At 46.7% G+C, this 22992-nt stretch carries 22 protein-coding genes; 18 read left to right on the top strand and 4 right to left on the bottom strand.

Annotated features, from left to right (window positions below):
• Window positions 1-28: 28 nt before the first annotated feature.
• Window positions 29-835, top strand: a complete 807-nt coding sequence (locus tag LOZ80_RS19020; RefSeq protein WP_238172791.1) for a serine/threonine protein kinase — start codon at window positions 29-31, stop codon at window positions 833-835.
• Between the two features lie 31 nt (window positions 836-866).
• Here the strand turns inward: LOZ80_RS19020 and LOZ80_RS19015 are convergent, their stop codons facing one another.
• Window positions 867-1058: a hypothetical protein gene (locus LOZ80_RS19015; protein WP_238172790.1), complete on the bottom strand. Its 192-nt coding sequence runs from the start codon at window positions 1056-1058 to the stop codon at window positions 867-869.
• A gap of 65 nt (window positions 1059-1123) precedes the next feature.
• Complete coding sequence (locus LOZ80_RS19010) at window positions 1124-1972, bottom strand: EcsC family protein (RefSeq protein ID WP_238172789.1); 849 nt, start codon at window positions 1970-1972, stop codon at window positions 1124-1126.
• Between the two features lie 314 nt (window positions 1973-2286).
• On the opposite strand from LOZ80_RS19010, the gene LOZ80_RS19005 reads away from it, so the two are divergent.
• The 3 genes from LOZ80_RS19005 (at window position 2287) to LOZ80_RS18995 (ending at window position 4416) form a co-directional block, all read left to right on the top strand.
• A complete protein-coding gene (locus tag LOZ80_RS19005; protein WP_238172788.1) occupies window positions 2287-2712 on the top strand; it encodes a helix-turn-helix domain-containing protein in 426 nt (141 codons plus the stop codon).
• A gap of 20 nt (window positions 2713-2732) precedes the next feature.
• A complete protein-coding gene (locus LOZ80_RS19000; protein WP_238172787.1) occupies window positions 2733-3926 on the top strand; it encodes an MFS transporter in 1194 nt (397 codons plus the stop codon).
• A gap of 67 nt (window positions 3927-3993) precedes the next feature.
• Window positions 3994-4416, top strand: a complete 423-nt coding sequence (locus LOZ80_RS18995) for a universal stress protein (protein WP_238172786.1) — start codon at window positions 3994-3996, stop codon at window positions 4414-4416.
• Between the two features lie 41 nt (window positions 4417-4457).
• On the opposite strand, the gene LOZ80_RS18990 is transcribed toward LOZ80_RS18995, so the two are convergent.
• Entirely contained in the window at window positions 4458-5234 is a 777-nt protein-coding gene (locus LOZ80_RS18990; RefSeq protein WP_238172785.1) for a helix-turn-helix domain-containing protein, read from the bottom strand.
• A 147-nt stretch (window positions 5235-5381) separates the two neighbouring features.
• Here LOZ80_RS18990 and LOZ80_RS18985 point away from each other — a divergent pair, with 147 nt between their 5' ends.
• The 9 genes from LOZ80_RS18985 (at window position 5382) to LOZ80_RS18945 (ending at window position 15144) form a co-directional block, all read left to right on the top strand.
• Window positions 5382-6155, top strand: a complete 774-nt coding sequence (locus LOZ80_RS18985; RefSeq protein ID WP_238172784.1) for a phytanoyl-CoA dioxygenase family protein — start codon at window positions 5382-5384, stop codon at window positions 6153-6155.
• 649 nt (window positions 6156-6804) lie between these two features.
• On the top strand, window positions 6805-7188 hold the full coding sequence (locus LOZ80_RS18980) for a VOC family protein (RefSeq protein WP_238172783.1): 384 nt from the start codon (window positions 6805-6807) through the stop codon (window positions 7186-7188).
• A 19-nt stretch (window positions 7189-7207) separates the two neighbouring features.
• Window positions 7208-7963 (top strand): class I SAM-dependent methyltransferase, encoded by a 756-nt coding sequence (locus tag LOZ80_RS18975; RefSeq protein WP_238173039.1) that lies wholly within the window; start codon window positions 7208-7210, stop codon window positions 7961-7963.
• A 101-nt stretch (window positions 7964-8064) separates the two neighbouring features.
• Window positions 8065-9207, top strand: a complete 1143-nt coding sequence (locus LOZ80_RS18970; RefSeq protein WP_238172782.1) for a GntR family transcriptional regulator — start codon at window positions 8065-8067, stop codon at window positions 9205-9207.
• Window positions 9208-9386: 179 nt separating this feature from the next.
• Window positions 9387-10691, top strand: coding sequence for a glycoside hydrolase family 125 protein (locus tag LOZ80_RS18965; protein ID WP_238172781.1), 1305 nt, complete (start codon window positions 9387-9389; stop codon window positions 10689-10691).
• 83 nt (window positions 10692-10774) lie between these two features.
• Window positions 10775-12103 carry an ABC transporter substrate-binding protein gene (locus LOZ80_RS18960; RefSeq protein WP_238172780.1) on the top strand — a complete coding sequence of 443 codons (1329 nt, stop codon included), beginning with the start codon at window positions 10775-10777 and terminating at the stop codon, window positions 12101-12103.
• A gap of 54 nt (window positions 12104-12157) precedes the next feature.
• Window positions 12158-13045, top strand: coding sequence for a carbohydrate ABC transporter permease (locus LOZ80_RS18955; protein ID WP_238172779.1), 888 nt, complete (start codon window positions 12158-12160; stop codon window positions 13043-13045).
• Between the two features lie 69 nt (window positions 13046-13114).
• Window positions 13115-13924 (top strand): carbohydrate ABC transporter permease, encoded by an 810-nt coding sequence (locus LOZ80_RS18950; RefSeq protein WP_238173038.1) that lies wholly within the window; start codon window positions 13115-13117, stop codon window positions 13922-13924.
• 5 nt (window positions 13925-13929) lie between these two features.
• The gene (locus tag LOZ80_RS18945) at window positions 13930-15144 is read left to right on the top strand and encodes a glycoside hydrolase family 76 protein (RefSeq protein WP_238172778.1); all 1215 of its coding nucleotides are present in this window, start codon (window positions 13930-13932) and stop codon (window positions 15142-15144) included.
• On the opposite strand, the gene LOZ80_RS18940 is transcribed toward LOZ80_RS18945, so the two are convergent.
• Window positions 15130-15831, bottom strand: a complete 702-nt coding sequence (locus LOZ80_RS18940) for a hypothetical protein (RefSeq protein WP_238172777.1) — start codon at window positions 15829-15831, stop codon at window positions 15130-15132. The genes LOZ80_RS18945 and LOZ80_RS18940 overlap by 15 nt on opposite strands.
• 198 nt (window positions 15832-16029) lie before the next feature.
• On the opposite strand from LOZ80_RS18940, the gene LOZ80_RS18935 reads away from it, so the two are divergent.
• The 5 genes from LOZ80_RS18935 to LOZ80_RS18915 all read left to right on the top strand — a co-directional run bounded on the left by LOZ80_RS18935 (window position 16030) and on the right by LOZ80_RS18915 (window position 22923).
• A complete protein-coding gene (locus LOZ80_RS18935) occupies window positions 16030-17058 on the top strand; it encodes a glycoside hydrolase family 76 protein (protein ID WP_238172776.1) in 1029 nt (342 codons plus the stop codon).
• Window positions 17059-17206: 148 nt separating this feature from the next.
• Window positions 17207-18775, top strand: a complete 1569-nt coding sequence (locus LOZ80_RS18930) for a glycoside hydrolase family 76 protein (protein WP_238172775.1) — start codon at window positions 17207-17209, stop codon at window positions 18773-18775.
• 564 nt (window positions 18776-19339) lie between these two features.
• Window positions 19340-20311, top strand: a complete 972-nt coding sequence (locus LOZ80_RS18925) for an ABC transporter permease (protein WP_238172774.1) — start codon at window positions 19340-19342, stop codon at window positions 20309-20311.
• A 64-nt stretch (window positions 20312-20375) separates the two neighbouring features.
• On the top strand, window positions 20376-21263 hold the full coding sequence (locus tag LOZ80_RS18920; protein ID WP_238172773.1) for a carbohydrate ABC transporter permease: 888 nt from the start codon (window positions 20376-20378) through the stop codon (window positions 21261-21263).
• 73 nt (window positions 21264-21336) lie between these two features.
• On the top strand, window positions 21337-22923 hold the full coding sequence (locus LOZ80_RS18915) for an extracellular solute-binding protein (protein ID WP_238172772.1): 1587 nt from the start codon (window positions 21337-21339) through the stop codon (window positions 22921-22923).
• Window positions 22924-22992: the final 69 nt, after the last annotated feature.

Raw genomic sequence — 22992 nt, 5'->3', positions numbered from 1 at the left:
AGAATTAGGGGACGGAGGTATCCTGACATTGCTGACTTACTGGAAAAGTGCGTACGGGACTTGGATTGATTATCCGCAACGCGTGGGAAAAGTGCTGCAAAATCGCTATCGGATTGAGCGCTTCCTTGGGATGGGCAGCTACGGTTTGACGTACTTGTGCCGAGAGCTGGCGAGCTCGCGGGAGATCGTGCTGAAGCAAGCGAAGCCAAGCAAGGGGCTTCTGGGACAGCAGCTTTTGCAGCGCGAAATGGAGATCATGGGCCAGTTGGATCATCCGTCCATACCGAAATGTGTGTCATCGTTCCGAGCAGGCAAACGGCGGCTATTTATGATAACCGAATATGTCAGCGGGCAAACGATCGAAGATTTGATTTTTGAACAAGGCGTTGTCTTTGGAGAAAAAGAGGCGTTAGGCTTTATTCGCAGATTAATGGATATTGTGCAATATTTGCACGAGCAAGGGATCGTACACCTAGATATTCGAATCCCTAACGTGATTCTTCAAGGGGAACGTATTCATTTAATCGATTTTGGCTTAGCATCGCGTTTAGGGGAGCCTGGGTTCGCAGAAATCGGCGTAGATGAGGAGCAAAGAAAGCGAAAGACGGTAAATGTCATCTCGGATTTGTATGCGATCGGTCATTTTTTGCTTTTTATGCTTTATTCGGCTTATGTGCCCGAAACGGTTAGTGCGAATGACGCTGTGGGTTGGGAAGAGGAATTGCAGCTATCGGTGCAGACGAAACAACTCATTCGTAAATTGCTACAAATCGATCCGGCTTATGGGGATGCGCAAGCTCTGATTAGTGATTTGGACGCTGCTTTGAGGCAGTGAGGAACAAAAAAAGCCACTTTCGCGGCTTGGGTTAACTTGAGCTATGATGTCTATTTTTATAATAACGCTGCCCTTGCTGATGACCATATGAGGAGTAGTTGTCGGATGAGGAGTGGCGGCGATTCGGATAGACGTTGTGATAACTGCTGCTGTGGCGGCGATACGGTCTGCGTTTGGAATGCAGCAGAGATCCCAATAATTTGCGAAGCAAATATTTAAGCACTTGTCATTCCTCCTTTTGGTTTTCTGTTATTTAGTACGCCAGAAGGTTTCGCTGGTTTCAGGATATCAACCTTCAATCTGCTGCAATCGCGCAAGAATCCGCCGCTTTTTATACAACATTTTTGCGGCCTCGCCCACATCCTTGAGGGTACCGCGGTTGATCCATGCCCCGAATAGGATGCCGGCGATTGGAACCAGCTGGAAAAGCTTTTTCCAGCCCCAGTTATCGCGATAAGTCAGGAACACCTCGCGCCAGCCTTGAAGTTGAGAGATCATCTGGGTGTTCTTCTTATCGATTGCCGCATAATTGGCCAACTCGTCGAGGATGGCCTTTTTGCCAACGATATCGGAGGAAGAGAACTGCAGGCATTTGATTGTGAAAATGCGTTCCTGCTTGTCGTTGGGGTCATACCCGTAGCAGATCGCCAGCTCCTGGATGGTTTTCAAAGATAAGCCGAGGATGGCGGGAATATCGATCGCGAGCGTAATGATTCCGCCAATTCCCGTTGTTGCGCCTTGGAGCGTGGCGAATTTGGTACTGCTTTGGATGATTTCATCTGCGGTTTGATCCAGGATAGACAGGGGGAGCAATCGTACCTTGTCTACGGTCAGTTCATCCGTTTCAAAACCTTCATGACGCAGTCGTACGTTCTCGATATGTCTCAAGGTGCTCTTCTCCGAAATCAGATAGCGGCCTCCGGCTTGCAAATAATTTCCGATTTCGTCCAGTGCCTCGCCAATTTTCTTGTTCAGAAATTTCGGTGTCAAGCGGTCCAGCAGCTGAAAGGGAATTCGTCCGATTTTTTCCCAAAACCAAAGATCTTTTTGCTCAGCTTCCCAAGCTTCTATGTCATGGAGGGCTTGCCTAAGCTCATGATGTGTTTCCGGTTGATTCAACGGTATAGGGTCATTCATGATAGTTACAACTCCTTTGAGTTTGTATACGTTCCAATCCACATTTGGATGCAATTTCAGGGAATCCTAGTCAAAAGCAACTGGCCTCACACTATGACAAGTGATGTATAAAAGGTATCATCCATGTTAACATGATGAACACAGTACTTCGAAGTGAAGTGAGTTAATGTAGCTTTAGGGTTGGACGCTGCGAAAGCACGCCCAACCCTATTTAGTGCTGTCGCTTCACTGGCTCTCCATGCAATAAATATAACGTTGACGTTAACGTTAAAAAGGATTATGATAACAGCATAAGCACTAGAAGGGAGCAACTCATGGACAATTTCAAAATCGATGATGTAGCAAAAGAATGTGGTTTGACGAAACGGACAATTCGCTACTATGAGGAGATCGGTTTGCTTTCTGCACCGGATCGGAGTGATGGCGGCACTCGATTGTACACGAGAGATCATATTGATCAGTTAAAGCAAATTGTGAATGCGCGTGATGTACTAGGATTTACTTTGCAGGAAATTCAGGATTTTGTTTCAATCAGCAATCGACTTGCTCAGCGTCATCAAGAATATTTGCATACAGAGGATGTCGAGCAGAAGAGACAGGATCTTCAGGACATCGAGCGAATTGTGGCCAGGCAGCTTGAAATCATTGATCAAAAGCTCGCGAAGATTGCAGATATCCGTCAAGCCACAGAGGTTAGATATCAAAGTGTGCAAGATGCTTTGAACAAATTAAACGAGTAAGAAAGGAGTATACGAACATCATGGAACCTCAGTCACATAAATCGAATATGTTTAATCAACCTAAGGCAGTATGGGCAGTGGCCTTTGCCAGCATTATTGCTTTTATGGGTTTGGGGCTTGTCGATCCTATTTTGCCCGCGATTGCCCATAAGTTAAATGCATCACACAGCGATGTAACGATGTTATTTACCAGCTACAATTTAGTTATGGCTGTAGCGATGCTCATCACCGGGGTCATTTCCTCGCGCTTAGGGATGAAAGGGACACTGCTGGCAGGTATCGTGATCATTGCGATTTTCGCTGCGCTTGGCGGCAGCTCCAATGGCATCTGGCAGCTCGTTTGGCTGCGCGGCGGTTGGGGGCTCGGGAACGCACTTTTCGTTGCTACTGCGCTGTCCGCGATTGTTTCATTGTCTCGAACTGGAGTTGCTCAATCGATTATTTTGTTTGAAACAGCGATTGGTCTTGGCATTTCTGTCGGCCCCTTGCTTGGAGGGGAGCTTGGGTCGATTTCTTGGAGAGGACCATTCTTCGGCGTTGCGGTCCTCATGATAGTAGCATTTCTCTTCATCGCGTTCGTTATGCCAAAATCAAAGGCTCCGGCAACTGCGAAGAAAACGTCGATTCTGGACCCGTTCCGTGCGCTTAAACATCGGCCGCTGCGCATTTTTGGGATAACCGCATTTCTCTATAATTTCGGTTTCTTTACCCTACTGGCGTATTCGCCATTTTATATGGGATTAAAGGAGCGTGGTCTGGGTTACGTCTTCCTCGGCTGGGGTTTGTTGCTCGCAATTACCTCCGTGTTCATGGCCCCGAGACTGCAAAAGCGCTATGGAACTGTGAAGTCAATGTGTGTTCAATTACTGTTGTTCGCTGTGACGCTGATGGTCATGGGCATTTGGACTTCGACCAAAGAGGTAATTATTGTCGCGGTTGTTTTAGCGGGCGCATTTCTGGGTAATAACAATACATTAATCACTACAGCAGTGATGAATGCTGCGCAAGTAGAGCGTTCTACGGCTTCTGCGGCATACAGCTTCCTCCGATTTCTTGGAGCAGCAGCCGCGCCGTGGCTGGCAGGTAAATTAGCGGAATGGTACAATCCGCACGTTCCGTTCATCGTTGGCGGTAGTTTTGTTCTGGTATCTGTGATCTATGTTTGGCTCAATCGCCGGCACGTACAGCATGTGGATCAAGTCGAAGGTCATTAATTATCGTTTTCATTGCATTTCAAATGTAACGTTTACGTAAATGTTAAAATTATAAGGAGGAATTCACATGTACAAACACATTCTTGTTCCCATTGACGGCTCGCAGCAGGCAGATCGTGCCCTTGAGCATGCCATCGCTTTAGCACAAACATTATCCCCAGAAACAAAACTGACCATTCTATATGTAAGTCAACTGTTGACGCTGAATGAACCCACGATGGGGGTTGTCATGTACGATAATATGGAGGATCAAGACCGACAGGTGATTCAACCAGCTGCGGCCAAATTAGCGGCTTCCAATGTGAATTTCACAATCGATACCAAGACAGGTGATCCGGCGAGTGTTATTTGTTATATGGCTGATTATAACAAGTGCGACCTGATTGTGATGGGCAGCCGCGGCGTTGGGTTGATGTCCGAAATTTTACTTGGCAGTGTCAGTCACGGCGTGATTCAGCATGCACATTGTCCAGTTTTGATTATCAAATAGAACCGCCATCGCGAGGGATTTGCAAAAGCTCAACGCGATAATTACACACGGAAAGTCCTTCGGTAAGCCGAAGGGCTTATTTGCATGTGCTGCGAGAATACGCGGCTGAAATAGAAAGCATTTTGAAAGCCGCATTGTTCGGCGATGGCATCCAGTGTATCAGTGGTTTCAATGAGCAGCAAACGGGCTCGGGACAGGCGGACACGGGTTAAGTACCTAACAGGAGACATGCCGAAAGTGACTTGAAACCTGCGGGTGAGCTGGGAAGCGCCAATGCCTAAGGTACCAGCCAGTTCCTGCAAGGACAATCGGTGATCGAGAGCATGAGATTCCAAAAAAGCGGCAGCGCGGTTCATTAAAGGATCGAGGGAACTGGACGGTTTGCGTTCTGTTTTCACCCGTTCTTGGTGGACCATGAACAGCAAGTCCTCTAGTAGATGCTGGGCATCCGCAGTGTCCTGTTCACTGCTATCCTCATCCTGCCATTCCTGCAAATAACGAAAAGTTGAGCTGAGTCTGCCGACATCCATCATGCGTACTTTGCTCGGAAGCTGCCAGGGACCTTCAACCAGAAATTCGGCAAAATGAAAGGAGATTCGCTCCAACGCATGTCGCTTGAAGGTTTGACCCGGAGGACAAAAGACCAGTTCACCGAACTCGGCTGTCTGCTCACTCTGACTATCCTCTGCGAATGAAAAGTTGAACCGGCCCGAATCGGCGGCAAGCATACACCAGCCTGAATAGGTATCCTCCCCAAGCGAAAATTGTTCGCGTTCTTTCCCGAAATAGTAGCGTTTAAGGGTTATTTTCCAACTCATAAGATTGCCTCCGAATCATGCAAAAAAGTATATGAAATAGTATAACCTAGTGCATGGATAAAAGAAAGAAGTGGCTTTATTATTAGGTTATAAACAAGTCGATCACATGAGTGAAACGGCAAAAAAACAAATGGAGGATGATTTACTATGAAACAAAAATCCTTGAATATTTTGACGGAAGAGCAATTGCAAACATATAACGAGCAGGGGTATATCGTACTGCGAGGCGTGTTTTCAGAGCAAGAAGCAAAAGTGATTCAATCCGAATGCGACCAACTGCTAACGTTAGAAGCCTATACGAATAAGTTCAATATTCGAGCAGGGCACAAATCCTATGCGGATGGCCGATTGGCTATTGAGCGCTTGGACCCCGTTCATGATATTTCCGCCGTATTTGCAGATCTCGTGAAAGATGAACGCATTTTGGCTCCGCTTCGAGACATCTATTTGGATGAACCGACGCTATTCAAGGATAAATTGATCTTCAAGCTGCCGGGAGCAAATGGTTATTCCATGCATCAAGATGCTTCCTGGTGGCAAGGATTCCCGATCGAAGGTTTGATTTCCGTCATGGTAGCGATCGATGGAGCTACAACAGTTAATGGCGGGCTTGAATTGTTCCCTGGCTATCATGAAAGGTTGCGCTCTACGCCAGGCGAGCTGCGGAATATGAATGCGGAAGAAATTGCCGAGATAGATCTCAGTACCGGAGTTATTGTAGAAACAAATCCGGGGGATATCATTATCTTCCACTCCTTTACACCGCACCAAAGTGGAGCGAATGTGTCGGATGTCAGTCGCAAACAGCTTTACTTAACATATTCGCCAAGCAAGAATGGCGATTTGTACAAAGCCCACTACCAGCACTATCAACGTTATAGTCTGAAAGGCAAGGATACAACGCAGTTTCATTTGTTGTAGGCGTGCAGTCGCAAGGCTGTCCTAGGACTATTCAACTTGTCTATTCAACTGCAGAACATGCAATTGTGAGAACCTAGCCTCTGGCTAGGTTTTTCGTATATGTTTTTGGGTCGGTGGGGAGCTGGCCCAGCATTAAGGGAACGTCAAGCTGCGATACTAGCAAAAAGTGTCAGGATAGCGAGTTTGAGGGAACTACAGTACGCTATAATGCTGAAAACCGCCATATTCCACGCCAGAGGGAACTACGATCCGCTATGTCACCGTTTCCCGGTTGGAATCAGCAGGTTCCGCTGAAATAGCGGATCTCAGTTCCCTTTCAGGCTACGTTTCCCCCATTTCCCGCCATATAGAGGATCATAGTTCCTTTTCACACGACGCTCTCGGTCATGCCAAGCCCAAAGGGAACAAGGATCAGCTAGATTGCTGAAAACAGCTATGAAGACGCACATCTCTTAGGCGGTAAAGCCGCTTTTCTTATGTCTGTGGCAATTCTACATGAGCAGCAATCTTTAGCCTGCGAAAGGGAGCTGCCGTAAAAAAACGAAAAGCAAATGTAGCTTTTCGGCCGCAAATCCATTAGAATTAAGTTGAGTAATGAAACTTGTTTTCATCTAATGAAACTAAACAAATCTAATGAGGTGGTGACGCTATGTCCTATGCTATTTTGGGCATCGACCATGTGCAGCTCGCTGCGCCTGAGGGTTGTGAACAAGTGGCGAGAGAATTCTTCGCTGATTTGTTAGGCTGGAAGGAAATCGCCAAGCCAGAAGGCTTAAAAAGCCGCGGCGGTGTTTGGTTCGCGTGCGGGACGCATCAACTGCATGTAGGTGTGCAGAAGGATTTCACGCCCTCGGCCAAAGCCCACCCTGCTTTTGCCGTAAAGCATCTAGCAGCTCTTCGAGAACATTTGATTACGCATAACATGACAGTGGTCGATGATGCAGTTAGAGTTGATGAAGGCGTTCAACGTTTTTATCTGCATGATCCGTTTGGAAATCGTTTGGAGTTTCTGGAATATGGGCAGCATTCATAAAACAGGGAGCGTGTTAACGATGGAGAATACAGAACGTTTTTCGAATCGGGTAGATGTTTATGTGAAATATCGCCCGACCTATCCATTGGCAATGATGGATTATTTGTACACAGTTGTTGGTCTGCAAGCGGGGAGCAAGGTTGCGGATGTCGGAGCAGGAACAGGCATTTTCTCGAGTCTTCTGCTGGAACGCGGCAGTCTTGTTACTGCGGTTGAGCCGAATCAGGCTATGCGCTCTGCTGCCATACAATCGCTGGCTGATCAGCCGAATTTTCAGGCGGTGTCTGGATCGGCGGAAGCAACGGGGCTGGCTGATCAGTCTGTCGATTTTATCGTTTGCGCGCAGTCTTTTCATTGGTTTGACCGTGCAGCGACGAAGGCTGAGTTTCGCCGGATTTTAAAACCAGGCGGTCAAGTGATCCTTATCTGGAACGCACGCTTAACAAGCGGCACGCCGTTTCTCGAATCCTACGAGCACTTGCTTCAAACATTCGGAACCGACTATGAGCAAGTGAAGTACAAAAATGTGTCTCCGGAACAGTTAGCGTTGTTTTTCAAGCAGGATGCTATGAACCAAGCACAGTTCAAGATGAGTCAAGCGCTGGACGCCGTGGCACTCGAGGGCAGACTGCTATCATCGTCCTATAGTCCCATGCCAGGGCATGCAAATTATGAACCGATGATCGCCGAGTTAAAGCTGATATATGAGCGGACGAATCAAGAGGGTGTTGTGCATTTTGACTATGAGACGCTTGTTTATTGGGGCGAGGTTTAGTGTTAGATCCATACGATTCATTCTTCCCAAAACCCATATAACATGATATATTATTTATATTGTATGATATAACATTTGTTAGGGCATAGGGGGTGGGGCGCATGTCAACAGATTCAAGACCCATTTATGAGAGGATCTATGAAACGTTAAGAGAAGAAATATTACAACGGAAATACAATATTGGAGACCGTGTTCCTTCAGAGAAGGAATTGGCTGATGAATATAATGTGAGCCGTATCACGAGCAAGAAAGCGCTGGAGATGCTGGCGGAGGTTGGTCTGATCGTGCGGAAGCCGGGGAGAGGCTCGTTTGTTGCGGAAGAAGGCGCAGCCGTGCCAGAAACGGATCCAGCCGACGATAGGGCTAGACATACGCTGATTGGTTTGGTTATGACGGATTTTGGCAATACATTTGGGACAGCAATGATTTATGGCATGGAACGCGCATCTGCTGAGCATGAAAGTTTTCTCGTGCTGCGCCGCTCATTTGGCGTGCCAGAGAATGAAGAGAAGGCGATTCGCACATTTATGGATTTAGGTGTGGATGGGATTATTGTGCTTCCTGCGCAAGGGGAGTTCTATAATGCTGAAATTTTGAAATTAGTCATCCAACAATTCCCTTTAGTACTGGTGGACCGGCATCTCAAAGGGGTTGCGGCGGCTTCGATCAGCACGGATAACATCAGCGCTGCGCGTGCGGGTGTGGATTATTTACTGGATTTGGGTCATAAGCAGATTTGTTTGCTCACGCCTCCGCCAATGGATACGACGGCAGTTGAAGACCGCATTGAAGGCTTCGTTCGTGCGCATGCAGAGCGTGGCGTGATTGTGGATCGGTCATTATGGCTGGATGAAATCACCTCCACGCTTCCGAATTCCTTTCATCAGCCTAATATTGATCAGGATATTCGAATGATCGTGGATCACTTGCGCAATCATCCGCAGATTACGGCTTTATTTGCCATTGAGTACAATATAGCGCTGTTGGCCAAGGCTGCCGTGGAGCAGATGGGGCTGCAGATCCCAGCAGATATATCGATTATTTGTTTTGATAGCCCGCCTACTACCCTAGGGAGCGGTTACCGTTTTACGCACTTGATTCAAAGTGAAGAAGAAATCGGCAAGCTGGCCGTTGAGAATGTATTAAAGCTGAAACGCGGCGAAAAGGTCGCAAACAAAACTAGCTTGGACGCCAAGTTGATCATCGGGGATTCCACTGGGCCGGCCAAATGTGAGAGCCCATAACGCGTATCAAACAAAAGGGACTGCTAATCTAGCAGTCTCTTTCTTTTATGTTAATATATCATTTAAATTAAATGGTATGTAAATAATATAATAAATACATATTGACATAATGTTTATCCGTCCTCTATAATCATAAATGTAAGCGTTTTATTGTAAATTTTAAGGAGATGAATCACCCGATGACGCAAACAACACGGTTACCTGAATCGATGTGCAATCTCATTGATTTTGTAAATGATGAGTTGCTGAAAATGGAGAGACCTAAGCTGGCAGCGATGTTTCGCGAATGTTTCACGAACACGTATCAGACAACGATTCAACGCGAAGAGGATGGTTCGACATTCGTGATTACAGGTGATATTCCTGCGATGTGGCTGCGCGATTCATCTGCACAGGTTCGAACATACCTGCTGCTTGCAGATAAGGACGCTGAATTTGCAAATATGATTTCGGGCGTTATTGAGCGGCAAATCGCCTATATCGCTTTGGATCCTTATGCGAATGCTTTTAACAAAGGTCCGAACGGTGCTGGGCATCAGCAGGATCACACACAGATGAATCCATGGGTTTGGGAACGGAAGTATGAGATTGATTCGCTTTGTTATCCGATCCAGCTCAGCTACTTGCACTGGAAAGCGACGGGTAGAACCGCGCAATTCAGCGATGCGTATCGCTCAGTTGTTCTCACGATTCTGCAATTGTGGAAAGTGGAACAAGAGCATGAAGCAAAGTCGCCGTACCGCTTCCAAAGATCCAATTGTCCGCCTACAGATACATTGAGCAGAGCGGGCTTGGGCAGTCCTGTCCGTTATACCGGGATGACGTGGTCGGGCTTCCGTCCCAGTGATGATGCCTGTACATATGGCTATTTGATTCCATCCAACATGTTTGCCGTTGTGGTGCTTGGTTATATCGCAGAAATCGCGGAGCAAATTTGGCAAGACGCGGGAGTGCAGAGAGAAGCATTGCATCTGGCAGCGGAGATCAATAAGGGCATTGCCGTTTACGGGATAACGGAACATCCGAAATTTGGTTCCATATATGCTTATGAAGCTGATGGTTTTGGCAACGTTCATCTGATGGATGATGCCAATGTGCCGAGCTTGCTCTCAATTCCTTATCTGGGGTACGCAGCAGAATCCGACCCTATGTATCAGCGGACACGAAGCTTTATTCTAAGTGAAGATAATCCCTATTTCTATGCGGGAAAAGAGGCCCAAGGTGTCGGTAGTCCTCACACACCGGAAAGTTACATCTGGCCAATTGCCCTTGCTGTGCAGGGCTTGACGGCTTCCGCACAGGAAGAGAAGCTGCGCATTCTGGATGTTTTGGCGGCCACAGACGGTGGCACCGGACTGATGCACGAGGGCTTCCATGCTGACGATGCAGGGCAGTTCACACGACCTTGGTTCTCCTGGGCGAACTCCATGTTCAGTGAATTGGTGCTGGATGTATGCGGGCTCTCCTTGAAGAAATTCCTTTAATCCGCATGGTTATAGTGGGGGGAAGCCCCTTGTAACATAGCAATTCATGACTACTTTTTTACATATAAAAGGGAGGAAAGATCATGAAAAAATGGATGACCGTCATAACCGCTGTTTCACTTTCGCTAAGTCTGGCAGCATGTACGACCAAAACCGCAACAGATCAGACGAATACAACGAAGCAGCCTGAGAGCACGGCAGCACCTGCGACTACGGCTGCGGCTGCCAAAAAAGCCCCTGTTGAAATTACGTTCTGGGGCGATTGGGGAGGCGAAGGCGAGAAGCAATTCGTGATGATGGCGGATGCCTTCAACAAGTCTCAAGACAGAATTAAAGTGAAATATGTGCTGCAAGAAGATATGATCACGAAGTTTCTGACGGCAGCCACCTCCGGCGGTTCTCCGGATATTATGTTTTGGGACAGATGGCGAACCTCGTTGTATGCTTCCAAAAATGTGCTTCAGCCTATCGATGAGTATGTGAAAAAAGATGGCATCAACCGGGGAGATTATTACGAAGAAGCGTTGAAAGAACTTTCTTCCGGCGATAAATTGTATGGACTTCCGTTGACTGTTGATGCTCGCGCACTATTTTATAATAAGAAATTATTTGCCGAAAAAGGATTGCAGCCGCCAAAGACATGGGACGAATTGGAAAATGCAGCTAAACAGCTAACGATCTGGGAAGGTGATAAGCTGGTTCGCTCGGGCATGAGCATGAATGATAACGGCTTGTATAATATGTGGCTGCAGCAAGCTGGCGGCACAATGATGACCAGTGATTTGAAGAAAACCAACTTCAACACCGATCAAGGGAAGCAAGTGCTGGATTTCTGGGATAAGTTAATTAATAAGGATAAAGTCTACAAGGTTGGTTTTGAAAAAGGTCTCGGCGAAGGCACCGACGCATTCGTAACAGGGAAAGTCGCGATGACCTACACGGGTCCATGGATGTTGTCCACATACAAAAAATATGGGAAAGATCTTGATTTCGGGGTTGTCCCTCCTCCAACAGGTCCGAGTGGTGGCAAAGGAAGTGTAATGGGCGGCTTCGGACTCGTAATTCCGACCGGTTCCAAACACAAAGACGAGGCTTGGGAGTTCGAGAAGTGGTGGTTGGCTAATAAAGACAACGCGCTGCTGTGGGCCAAAACAAGCTTGAATTTGCCAGGCTTCAAACCGGCTCTGCAAGATCCGTTCTTCAAGGACGATCCGCTCTGGAAGCCATTCATGGATACGCTGGATTTCGCGAAGATTCGCCCGCAGCATCCTGGTTATTCCGTTATGGAAGTCGATGGCCTGATGCCTAACCTTGAGCTGTTCATTCAGGGCAAACAGGATGCGGCGACAGCACTGAAGAAGGGGCAGGAACAAGGAGACAAATTGCTCGAGCAGAACGCATCCGGCAAGTAATTGGACATCATTGGGGAAGGCGATCCTTCCCCTTTTTTGGCAAGGAGGGTACCTATGGCATCGATAACCAAACTCAGTCGTCATCAAGCAAGAATGGGCTACTTTTTCATTACCCCAACCCTGTTGTTATTCGTGATTTTTACGGTTATTCCGGTCATTATGGCATTTTATTTAAGTTTTACGAATTATGACATTGTGAGCAAGAACGATTTTGTTGGCTTGGATAACTACAAGCGCTTGGTAGATGACAACATCTTTTGGACGACTCTGAAAAATGTGCTGTATTACTCGGTGCTTTATATCCCTTTGAATATCGCGATTTCCTTATCGCTGGCGGTCTTGTTTATGCGCAAACGCATTGGCGTTAAGCTCTTTCGGACAGCCGGCTACTTGCCGACGCTGACATCCGGGGTTGCGGCTGCAACCGTGTGGATTTGGCTGCTGAATCCAGAGTTCGGCTTGGTTAACGATATCTTGAGCAAGTTCGGTATTGCCGGCCCTTCCTGGTTGGCCGAAATGCCCTATGCGATGATCTCTATCGTTTTCGTGACCCTCTGGCAATCCGTGGGTGCCAATATGGTGATTTACTTAGCTGGATTGAACGGCGTTCCCGAGCATCTGTATGAATCGGCGAAGCTTGACGGTGCCAACGGCTGGCAATCCTTCCGTTATATTACTTGGCCTGCGCTCAGGCCGACGACCTTCTTTGTCAGCACGATGGCGATTATTGGGGCGCTCCAGCTCTTCGATCAAGCTTTTGTTTTGACGAAGGGCGGACCGGCCAATTCGACGAAAACGACGGTTTATCATATCTACACGCAGGGCTTCGGGCAACTTCAGATGGGGTATGCGGATGCGATGGCTTTTGCCCTGTCGCTGATCATCTTAGTGTTTTCATTGGTCAATATGAAGTTAAACAAAGAAGAAGATGCCATGATTTAGGAGGGGTGGAGCGTGAAACAAAGCTATTGGCAGAAAACCATTTTGTATATCATTTCCATCGCTGTCTGTATGGTCATGGTTGTTCCTTTTGTTTGGAGTTTAATTACTTCGATACGCCCGGATGAAGAGATATTCCTATTGCCGATCCAGTGGCTTCCGTCCAGTGTGACGATGGACCATTACCGCAAAGCGTTTGAAACCGTGCCGTTTGGCTTGTATTTCTGGAATTCCTTTTACCTGGCGTTCATGGGTGTTTTGTTTAACCTCTTACTCGGCTCCTTGAGCGGGTATGCCTTTGCAAAGCTGCATTTTCCGGGGAGAGATACGCTGTTCAAAATCTTGCTCGCTGCCTTGATGATACCCGGTGTTGTAACGTTGATTCCGCAATTTTTTGTGCTGAAACATATGCCGTTCCTGGGCGGAAATGATTGGTCGGGCGCTGGCGGAAATGGTTTGCTGAATTCTTTCTGGGCCATCATTTTACCTGGTGCATCGGGTTCCTTTGCAGTATTTTTTATGCGGCAATTTTTCGTATCGCTGCCGAGTGATTTGCAGGAAGTTTCACGCATTGAAGGAAGCGGTGAGTTTCGGATCTACTGGAATATCTATATTCCTTTGGCGAAACCGGCACTCGCAACGCTGGGCATCTTTACTTTTCAGGCAGGCTGGAACAGCTTTCTGGGGCCCCTCATTATGCTTAATGATCCCGCCAAGAAAACCATTCAGTTGGGCTTAGCTGCTTTTGCCTATAACAAACAGGTTGATTTCGGCCCATTGATGGCAGGCGCTCTAATTGCAGTAGTACCGATCTTGATTCTGTTTCTTTTGTTGCAAAAATACTTTGTGCAAGGGATCGCTTTTACAGGGACCAAAGGGTAATTCGGATGTCAGACTTTCAGGTGAAGCATGTGAGAATTCGACTTGTCAGAGCAGCAGCCTTCGCGGCAGTTGGAATCGGAGTCCTACTAGGAGTAAGTTGGGGAGTGGAGAAAATGGCGAATGAACAGAAAGTAACGGAGGCAAAAGTGAGCCAAGAGCAGGGAAAAGGTTCATGGGAGCAGCGAGCAGAATTGGCGCAGGCTGGGCTTATCGAGCATTATTGGAACAGCAAATTGAACTTATTCAATAATTTATCGCCCTGCAATGATTTGTGCAATGAGAAGTTTCATTATTGGTGGCAGGCGCATGGCGTAGATACGTTGGTTGATGCGTATGTACGAACGGGCAGCAGTGAGACTAAAGGCTATTTATCAAGTATGTATCAAGGCATGCTGGATCGTAATGCAGGGGTTTGGCCTAATGAATTTTATGACGATATGGAATGGTTGGCACTAGCTTGGCTTAGGGCTTTCGAAGCAACAGGCGAGGAGAAATATAAAGAAGCAGCGCTTATTCTCTGGGCAGATATCCAAACCGGTTGGAATGAGCTGCAAGGCGGAGGCATTGCATGGCGCAAGCCGCAGCTTGATTACAAAAATACACCAGCCAATGCCCCTGCCGTCATTCTTGCCGCTAGGCTGTATCAGAAATTCGGCCATGAGGAAGATTTGGTATGGGCCCAAAAAATTTATGATTGGCAGAAGGCCAATCTCGTTGATCCAGACACAGGCTTCGTTTGGGATGGCCTAAATCGCGAAGGTGATGGCCGCATCGACAAAGTCTGGGAATTCTCGTACTGCCAAGGGGTTTATATTGGCGCAGGGGTTGAACTTTATCGTGTGACAGGTGATAAAAGGTATTTGGCCGATGCTGCCAGAACAGCGCAAGCGGCGCAGGAAAGGCTGGCAAGCCCGATCACAGGGATGCTGCCTAGCGAGAGCAATGGAGACGGCGGGTTGTTCAAAGGCATATTCATCCGATACTTGGCGGACTTGGTGTTGGTTGACCCAAGCCAGACGGCGGCTCGGGAGCTGCTGGAAACCAATGCTCAAAGTCTCTGGCTAACAGGCAGGGACGAACAGCGTCAGCTGTTTAGCAAATCGTGGACAACTGCGCCTGACCCAGCTGAGGATTTAAGCGTCAATCTGAGCGGCGTTATGCTAATAGAGCAGATGGCTCTTCTGGAAAAGCGAGGTTTATTGCATTCACGGAGCAAATAGGCTGTTAGCGGACCGTGAATAGATGGGATTGAGCTGATCCAGATCTGATTGGATAAATCCAATGGAATCATCCATATCAGGGCTTAGGGGACGATTCCATTGGATAAATCCAATGGAATCATCCATATCAGTGCTTTGGGGACGATTCCATTGGATAAATCCAGTGGAATCATCCATATCAGTGCTTTGGGGACGATTCCATTGGATAAATCCAATGGAAGCATCCATATCAGGGCTTAGGAGTCGATTCCAATGGATAAATCCAATGGAAGCATCCAAATCAGGTCTTAGGAGTCGATTCCAATGGATAAATCCAATGGAAGCATCCATATCAGGGCTTAGGAGTCGATTCCAATGGATAAATCCAGTGGAAGCATCCATATCAGGGCTTAGGAGTCGATTCCAATGGATAAATCCAATGGAAGCATCCATATCAGGGATATGGGGACGCTTCCATTGGATAAATCCAGTGGAATCATCCATATCAGGGCTTAGGAGTCGATTCCAATGGATAAATCCAATGGAAGCATCCATATCAGGGCTTAGGAGTCGATTCCAATGGATAAATCCAGTGGAATCATCCATATCAGGGCTTAGGAGTCGATTCCATTGGATAAATCCAGTGGAATCATCCATATCAGGGCTTAGGAGTCGATTCCATTGGATAAATCCAATGGAAGCATCCATATCAAGGCTTGGGAGACGATTACAATGGATAAATCCAGTGGAATCATCCATATCAGGGCTTAGGAGTCGATTCCATTGGATAAATCCAGTGGAAGTTCAGCCTCCTTGCCGAAATGAGAACGAGGCAGATCTTTAAGCCGCCAAATCGACCAGTTGCGTGCTTGGAGATCAACCCAATACGAAAGGAGTACGGCTAAGATGAACGCAGCTGCCTATGCAGATCAAATTCAATCCACATTAAGCAGGCTGTACTGGAATCCAGAAATACAGTTGATGAACCAATGGGATGACAGCTTGACCAATCCCAGAGTAGACGAGAACTACTATTATTGGTGGCAAGCTCATGCGGTGGATGTGTGCCTGGATGGTTTGTTGCGAACCGGTCGTGCTGAATATGCTGATCGCGTAGATCAGTTGTTCCGCGGCATACTGCGCTCCAACGGCGGGACTTTTCGCCATAATTATTATGATGATATGGCCTGGATGGCCTTGGCTTGGCTGCGAGCGTATGACATTCTGGGTGATCCCCAATACCGGGAAAGCGCGACTGATTTATGGGCAGACATCCGTGGCGGCTGGAATGACCACATGGGCGGAGGCATCGCTTGGCGAAAAGACCAGCTTGATTACAAGAATACGCCAGCCAATGCACCTGCGGCGATTCTGGCTGCGCGTTTATTTCAGCGCTTCGGGGATGCGGAAGATTTGGCTTGGGCGCAGAAAATTTACGCTTGGAATAAAGCGGTTTTGCGCGATCCTAGTGACGGCTTCATCTGGGACGGCATCAATCGTCTTGGCGATAAGCAGATCGACAAAGATTGGCAGTTCACCTATTGTCAGGGGGTATATCTCGGGGCTGCCCTGGAATTATTTTCCTGCACAGCTGACCAGTCTTACCTGATGGATGCTCGTCAAACGGCGGAAGCCGTCGTGATTCGATTATGTGAACCGGGAGCGGGAATATTGCCTGATGAAGGGATCGATGACACAGGGTTGTTTAAAGGGATATTGATTCGCTATCTGCTGCAAATGGCACAACTACAAGCGGAATTGCCGACCCGAATCATCACGGACAATGCGATCATGCTGATCACAAATGGCTTAGACGTTTACGGGCGTGTTGGAACGAATTGGCGAACGCCCCCTGCCGATGGACCTATTCAGCTAAGCGTCATGTTAAGCGGCGTTATGTTATTGGAGGCGTATGCACGATTTACGAACGACTAGGATGAACTTGTTTAGGAAAGGGGGTGAAATTGCAATATATGTAAGCGCATTCAAAACATTTCATTGCAACGTACCGCTTGCAACGTACCGCAGTTCAATGCAGCACATGTCAATGTCATTCATTTTATCAGTGAAGGAGATGTTTGGTGTGAAACTAGTTCGAACAGCGACAGCAAAATGGCTGGCTGCGAGCCTCGCAACCGTTCTCTTGGTGACAGCATGGGGAGGCGATCAACGTGCGGCTGCTTTTACCGCATCCAATGCTGATGCAGCCATGACTTCGTTCGTAAATGTTTTTTATGATGCATCTGCTAAGTATTTTTACACAAACAGTGATCATCAGATCCAAGCGGCGCATGCCTATGGTCCGAATGGCGGGCTCTACACGGATTTCTGGTGGGAAGCCCAGATGTGGGAGACGGTCATGGATGCGTATCAACGTACCGGAAGCACCACCTATCGCACGATGATCGACGATATCTATACAGGCTTCAATGCGAAATATGCGAATATGGTGGATAACCAGTTCAATGACGATCTCGGTTGGTGGGCGCTAGCCTGCTTGCGTGCCTATGAACTTACGGGTACGCAGGATTATTTGAACCGCGGTTCCTTTCTTTTCGATCATGTTTACGCCAGTTGGGATACGACTTACTACGGAGGCGGAATCTGGTGGCGAGCGGACGCTAAGAATCCTGCAACGAATACTAGCTCGCAGAAAAATATGGCTACCAATGCCCCGATGGTCATGGCGGCTATTAAATTGAAGAATGCTTATAATAACAGCAATTATCTTACCAAAGCGCAACAAATATATAGTTGGATTCAAAGCAAGTTGATTAACGGCAGCAAAGTGAATGACCATATGGAAGGCACGGGCGCAGGGATCGTGAAAGATTGGGATTTTACTTACAATTACGGTACTTATCTAGGTGCTGCCACAGCTCTTTATCAGGCGACTGGAACGAGCAGTTACCTAACGGATGCGAATAACGCAGCGAATTATGTCATCAACAAAATGACCTCTGCCACGACGCTTCTCTATGAAGGTGAAAATGACGCTCCAGGGTTCAAAATGATCTTTGCGCGAAATCTCAATCAACTCCGCGTACAAGCGAATCAAACGCAGTACCTTACTTTTTTACAGCAAAATGCGACGCAAGCCTGGAATCATCGACGAACCTCGGATGGCATTATTGGCAGTGATTGGACGGCGCCTACAGGTTCATCTTATGTTCAAAGCTTGGCGGCGGCAGCTGGAACGTCGATTCTGCAGTTCGTGCCAGCTGATAATTATACGGGGAATATTGCAGGAAATGGCTTATATGAAGCGGAAAATGCGAGACGCACCTTGGTCAGTGCCGCAGGTATGATCAACGAGAGTTCACAAACTGGCTTTAATGGCCGTGGCTATGTGGCCGGGTGGAATACGAATGGCACTTCACTTAATTTCTATGTGAACCAGAATGCCGCCGGCAGTAAAACCATCACTTTCCGCTATTCAGCCGCAGCTGGCAATGCGGGGCGTTATGTCAAAGTCAACGGTGCCGTTGTCACGAACAATTTGACATTCACGGGCACATCCAACTGGAGTACGTGGAACACAGTTTCTGTGACTGTAGCTCTGCAAGCAGGTTCGAATACGATTGAGCTTGGCTATGATACGTCCAAAGGCAACAATAACTATTTGAATCTGGATCAAATGTACGGTCTATAACTACCGAGTATCAATCACATTATGCCATGTGGTCAATCATGGCTTGTCCGCTTACCGAGCGAATGTTCAAGAAAAAGCGCTTATGAGCGCGGTAGCACAAAACATAAAAAAGATCGCCAGCCAGCTTGCAAAGCGTGCAAGTTAAGGGGCGCTCTTTTTTTTTTGTTAACAGAGTGCTGCACTTAATGAAACATCACGGTCCCTGGATCGATGACTACTCTGTTCCGATAGTTCATCTCATTACGTCATGTACGGATACGTCGAAACGCCAATTTTTAACCATCATCCAATTATCATCAATATGTTCACTACTCATCATTATTATGGTTTTCGTAAAAACGGTGAATTAATTAGAATACCGATGATGTTCAGCTCCTACTAATTCCGATAAGGTGAAGGTATAAAGGAGTGAGAGTTCACTGATATGAATGTAAACAAGCAGCCTAGACATCGATTCAACCCAAAAGATGTTGAGATGGAGCAAGAGGATGGGTGGTCTGAGAAAGTTATTATTATTGTAAGCGCACTCAGACATATTCTGCAGGAAAGGCGTGTAGGGACATCATGAAAACAACGAATGGAACGACTGTTCAAACAGCAGCGGCTCCTAAGCTGATAGTATCTAGAAAAGGCAGGAAACTGAAGGACCGCTTGTGGAGAGAGCGATACTTATTCCTACTCCTAATGCCAGGACTGCTTTATTTCATCATATACCGCTATGTCCCTATGCTAGGAAATATCATTGCTTTCCAGGATTATAGTCCGTTCCGCGGGTTCTTAAACAGTGATTGGGTAGGATTGAAACATTTCAAGACGATATTTAGCGATCAGGAAGTTATCCGTGTATTGTGGAACACACTTTTATTGTCTCTTTTACAAATTGCATTCGCGTTTCCAGTTCCAATTATTCTGGCGATTATGCTCAATGAGATCAAGAATGAGCTGTTTAAGCGCATCGTGCAATCCATTATTTATTTACCTCATTTCTTATCCTGGGTTGTCGTCATCGGAATTGTAACCATATTCCTCAAGACGGAGGGAATGGTTAATCGGGTTCTAGACCCATTGTTCGGCATGGAGCCGATCTCATTTCTCCAGCAGCCAGGATGGTTCATGCCTTTGATCATTTTGGAGGTTATTTGGAAAGAGGCCGGTTGGGGAACGATCATATTTCTGGCTACGTTATCGGGTATTAATCCAGCCTTATACGAAGCAGCGGTCGTGGATGGAGCAAACAGATGGCGCCAGATTTGGCATATTACGTTACCAGCCTTACGCAGCACCATCATTATCTTGTTCATCCTCCGTCTTGGCACTGTATTGGATTCAGGCTTTGAGCAGGTATTCCTGATGTTAAATCCATTTACGATGGATGTTGGGAATGTATTGGATACTTTCGTTTATTTTAAAGGTATTCAAAAGGCAGATTTTAGCTTTGGTACGGCGGTTGGCTTATTCAAGAGTGTAATTGGATTAATTCTAATCCTAGTTGCGAATCGTGTTGCCAAGAAGTTTGGAGACGAGGGAGTTTTTTAACATACATGAAAGTCTATGTTTTGCTCCAAGCGCTTTACTTATATAAAAAGGCAGGTGTCCATCTATGAATCAACAGAAATCGATGTCGGGACGGTCGGCGGATATCATCAATATCGTTGCGCTGAGCCTGTTAGCCCTGATTATGCTTTTTCCTTTTTACTACATCTTCGTAGTCTCCTTTGTTTCCTATCAAGAATACGTGCTTAGCGAGCTCATCATATGGCCAGAGAGATGGGTTATAGATGCGTACGCATACATCCTCGAATCCAAAGCGTTTATTCACTCGATCGGTGTAACCATCTACATCACCATAATTGGGAGCCTTGTCAATTTAATTTTGACAGCAACGATGGCCTATGCGATAACTCGAAATATATGGGGAGAAAAAGTATACTTGTTTTTAGTACTGTTCACCTTCATATTCAATGCAGGTATGATTCCAACTTATTTGATGGTTCAAGCTACGGGTCTCATTAATAGTTATTGGGCGCTCATTATTCCCGGTGCCATCAATTCGTTTAACCTTATTGTCATGCGCCAGTTCTTCCTTAACATTCCGAATGAACTGAATGAATCGGCATTAATTGATGGTGCCAACGACATGCAGATTTTCACGAAAATCGTAGTCCCCTTATCCAAGCCAGCGTTCGCCACGTTCGGATTGTTCTACGCGGTAGCCCATTGGAACACGTATTTCACGGCTATCTTATATCTGAATGATCCTGCCAAATGGACAGTACAAGTCATTCTGAGGCAAATAGTGGTTCTGGGCGACGCGACGAATTCCCTGGGCTCAGCGGCTCGTGACGCTGCTAGATCAGGCCAACTTCCTCCCGCAGAGACGATTGGAATGGCAGCCATTTTGTTAGCCACCTTGCCGATCTTAATCGTATATCCCTTTCTGCAAAAGCATTTTGCGAAAGGGGTGATGCTTGGTTCTGTGAAAGGTTGAAGGTGTCTAGCAATCAGAATGTAAGGGTGTCATAAAGAAGAGTTGACAATGAATATGAGGAGGATTTACTTAAATGAAAAAAATACTAGCGTTAGGACTTACCGTGAGTTTAGCTTCAAGCTTGGCTGCTTGCACATCGGGCACTAAGGAGCAGCCTGAATCAAGCGCTTCTACACCATCTTCAACCCCATCAGCAAATTCGACGACAGCCAAGAAAATTACGGTTACTTCCATCGAGGGCACATGGTCGCCTCAAATTCCGGGTGCAACAGGCGACGGTTTGAAGAAGATCAACGAGAAGTTCAATGTGGAATACAAGCCGCAGTATGTCCCATTCGATGAATATGGCAGCAAATTACCGGTCGTTATGGCTGCTGGGGATTTGGCTGATGTCATCGGAATGGAGAGCGCAGATGCGAATTTCTTCAAATGGGCGAAGCAAGGTGCGTTCCTTCCATTAAATGAATATATCGACAAGTATCCCTCGTTGAAATTGGTTCCCAAAAGTGTGTGGGATGCTGTTACTGTAGACGGAAAAATTTATGCGATTCCGCAATACTTCCCTGCGAAATATGGTAAGAAACCCATTATTCGTAAAGATTGGCTAGATAATCTCGGTCTTAAGATGCCAACTACCTATGATGAATTAAAGAAAGTGGCAATCGCATTCACGAAGGATGACCCAGATAAGAATGGCAAAAACGATACCTATGGCTTTGGATTGTCTAAGCAGATCGTTTATGGGGCCCAAATGGGTGCTGCGTGGGATTCGGGATGGTATAACAAAAACGAGCAAGGACAATTAATCCCAGGTATTATATCGGAAGGGTTCAAGCAGCAGACGCAATTTCTCGCGGACTTGTACAAAGAGGGAGCGATTCACAAGGATTGGGCAATCTCTAAGAATGTCGACATCCGTAAAGACTTCTATGCTGGTAAATACGGGATTTGGTATGAGCAGCCTGTTGGGACTCCTGAAGATCTCCTCAAGAGTATGAAGGAACTAATACCAACTGCTGAACTTGCCGTTATTCCAGCTTTCAAACAAGCAGATGGTGGACAAGGATATATGGCGCTTTCCGGATATTATACGCTGACCATGTTGAATGCTAAGATAAAGAGCGATCCCGATAAAATTAACCGGATTCTGCAAATGCAAGACTATTTCCGAACCTTCATACCTGTTGACAATCGTAACCCCCAGAATGCTGAGTTCGATTGGGCAAACGGAGGGGGAGGCGTAGGGTATAAGATGGTTGATGGACTTCCATTAATCGACATTTCAACCGTGGAAAAGCGGCCTACAGGGTATTTTAGTGGTATAAGTGGCTGGGCACCAAATGATGAGGCTAACGAACCTGGAAAAGTATTGACGAATCCATTTGCCAAGAGCTTCGTGAATTCTGCTGTTGAATTGTTAAAGAATACTAAATTTTATATTAATCCTGTAGATCGCATTTATTCAGAGGTTTTCGCATCCAAGGGAGCAGAGTTGAGCTTGATTACTCAGGAATGGCAAACGAAAATGATCGTTGGGCAGGAGCCGGTTTCCAACTGGAGCAAGATGGTCGACGAATATATGAAAAAGGGTGGTAAAGAAATGATCGACGATGTCAATAAGGTGTTACAGACGTCTGGGATCAAGGGCGAGTGGAAATAAGCTCATCTCATTAAAGCGCGCAATGAACCGTCCGATGATTAGATCGGACGGTTTTTGGACGATGCTGTG

The sequence above is a fragment of the Paenibacillus sp. HWE-109 genome, assembly GCF_022163125.1.
GTDB lineage: Bacteria > Bacillota > Bacilli > Paenibacillales > NBRC-103111 > Paenibacillus_E.
The sequence above is the reverse complement of the archived record's forward strand: the minus strand, read 5'-3'. Positions and strand labels throughout refer to the sequence as shown.

Coding starts and splice junctions, on each gene's coding strand:
- LOZ80_RS18920 (WP_238172773.1), top strand. CDS start 20,376: ATGAATCAACAGAAATCGATGTCGGGACGGTCGGCGGATATCATCAAT.
- LOZ80_RS18925 (WP_238172774.1), top strand. CDS start 19,340: ATGAAAACAACGAATGGAACGACTGTTCAAACAGCAGCGGCTCCTAAG.
- LOZ80_RS19010 (WP_238172789.1), bottom strand. CDS start 1,972: ATGAATGACCCTATACCGTTGAATCAACCGGAAACACATCATGAGCTT.
- LOZ80_RS18955 (WP_238172779.1), top strand. CDS start 12,158: ATGGCATCGATAACCAAACTCAGTCGTCATCAAGCAAGAATGGGCTAC.
- LOZ80_RS18995 (WP_238172786.1), top strand. CDS start 3,994: ATGTACAAACACATTCTTGTTCCCATTGACGGCTCGCAGCAGGCAGAT.
- LOZ80_RS18945 (WP_238172778.1), top strand. CDS start 13,930: ATGTCAGACTTTCAGGTGAAGCATGTGAGAATTCGACTTGTCAGAGCA.
- LOZ80_RS18970 (WP_238172782.1), top strand. CDS start 8,065: ATGTCAACAGATTCAAGACCCATTTATGAGAGGATCTATGAAACGTTA.
- LOZ80_RS18915 (WP_238172772.1), top strand. CDS start 21,337: ATGAAAAAAATACTAGCGTTAGGACTTACCGTGAGTTTAGCTTCAAGC.
- LOZ80_RS18960 (WP_238172780.1), top strand. CDS start 10,775: ATGAAAAAATGGATGACCGTCATAACCGCTGTTTCACTTTCGCTAAGT.
- LOZ80_RS18985 (WP_238172784.1), top strand. CDS start 5,382: ATGAAACAAAAATCCTTGAATATTTTGACGGAAGAGCAATTGCAAACA.
- LOZ80_RS18980 (WP_238172783.1), top strand. CDS start 6,805: ATGTCCTATGCTATTTTGGGCATCGACCATGTGCAGCTCGCTGCGCCT.
- LOZ80_RS18935 (WP_238172776.1), top strand. CDS start 16,030: ATGAACGCAGCTGCCTATGCAGATCAAATTCAATCCACATTAAGCAGG.
- LOZ80_RS19000 (WP_238172787.1), top strand. CDS start 2,733: ATGGAACCTCAGTCACATAAATCGAATATGTTTAATCAACCTAAGGCA.
- LOZ80_RS18965 (WP_238172781.1), top strand. CDS start 9,387: ATGACGCAAACAACACGGTTACCTGAATCGATGTGCAATCTCATTGAT.
- LOZ80_RS18975 (WP_238173039.1), top strand. CDS start 7,208: ATGGAGAATACAGAACGTTTTTCGAATCGGGTAGATGTTTATGTGAAA.
- LOZ80_RS18950 (WP_238173038.1), top strand. CDS start 13,115: ATGGTCATGGTTGTTCCTTTTGTTTGGAGTTTAATTACTTCGATACGC.
- LOZ80_RS18940 (WP_238172777.1), bottom strand. CDS start 15,831: ATGGATGCTTCCATTGGATTTATCCAATGGAATCGACTCCTAAGCCCT.
- LOZ80_RS19005 (WP_238172788.1), top strand. CDS start 2,287: ATGGACAATTTCAAAATCGATGATGTAGCAAAAGAATGTGGTTTGACG.
- LOZ80_RS18990 (WP_238172785.1), bottom strand. CDS start 5,234: ATGAGTTGGAAAATAACCCTTAAACGCTACTATTTCGGGAAAGAACGC.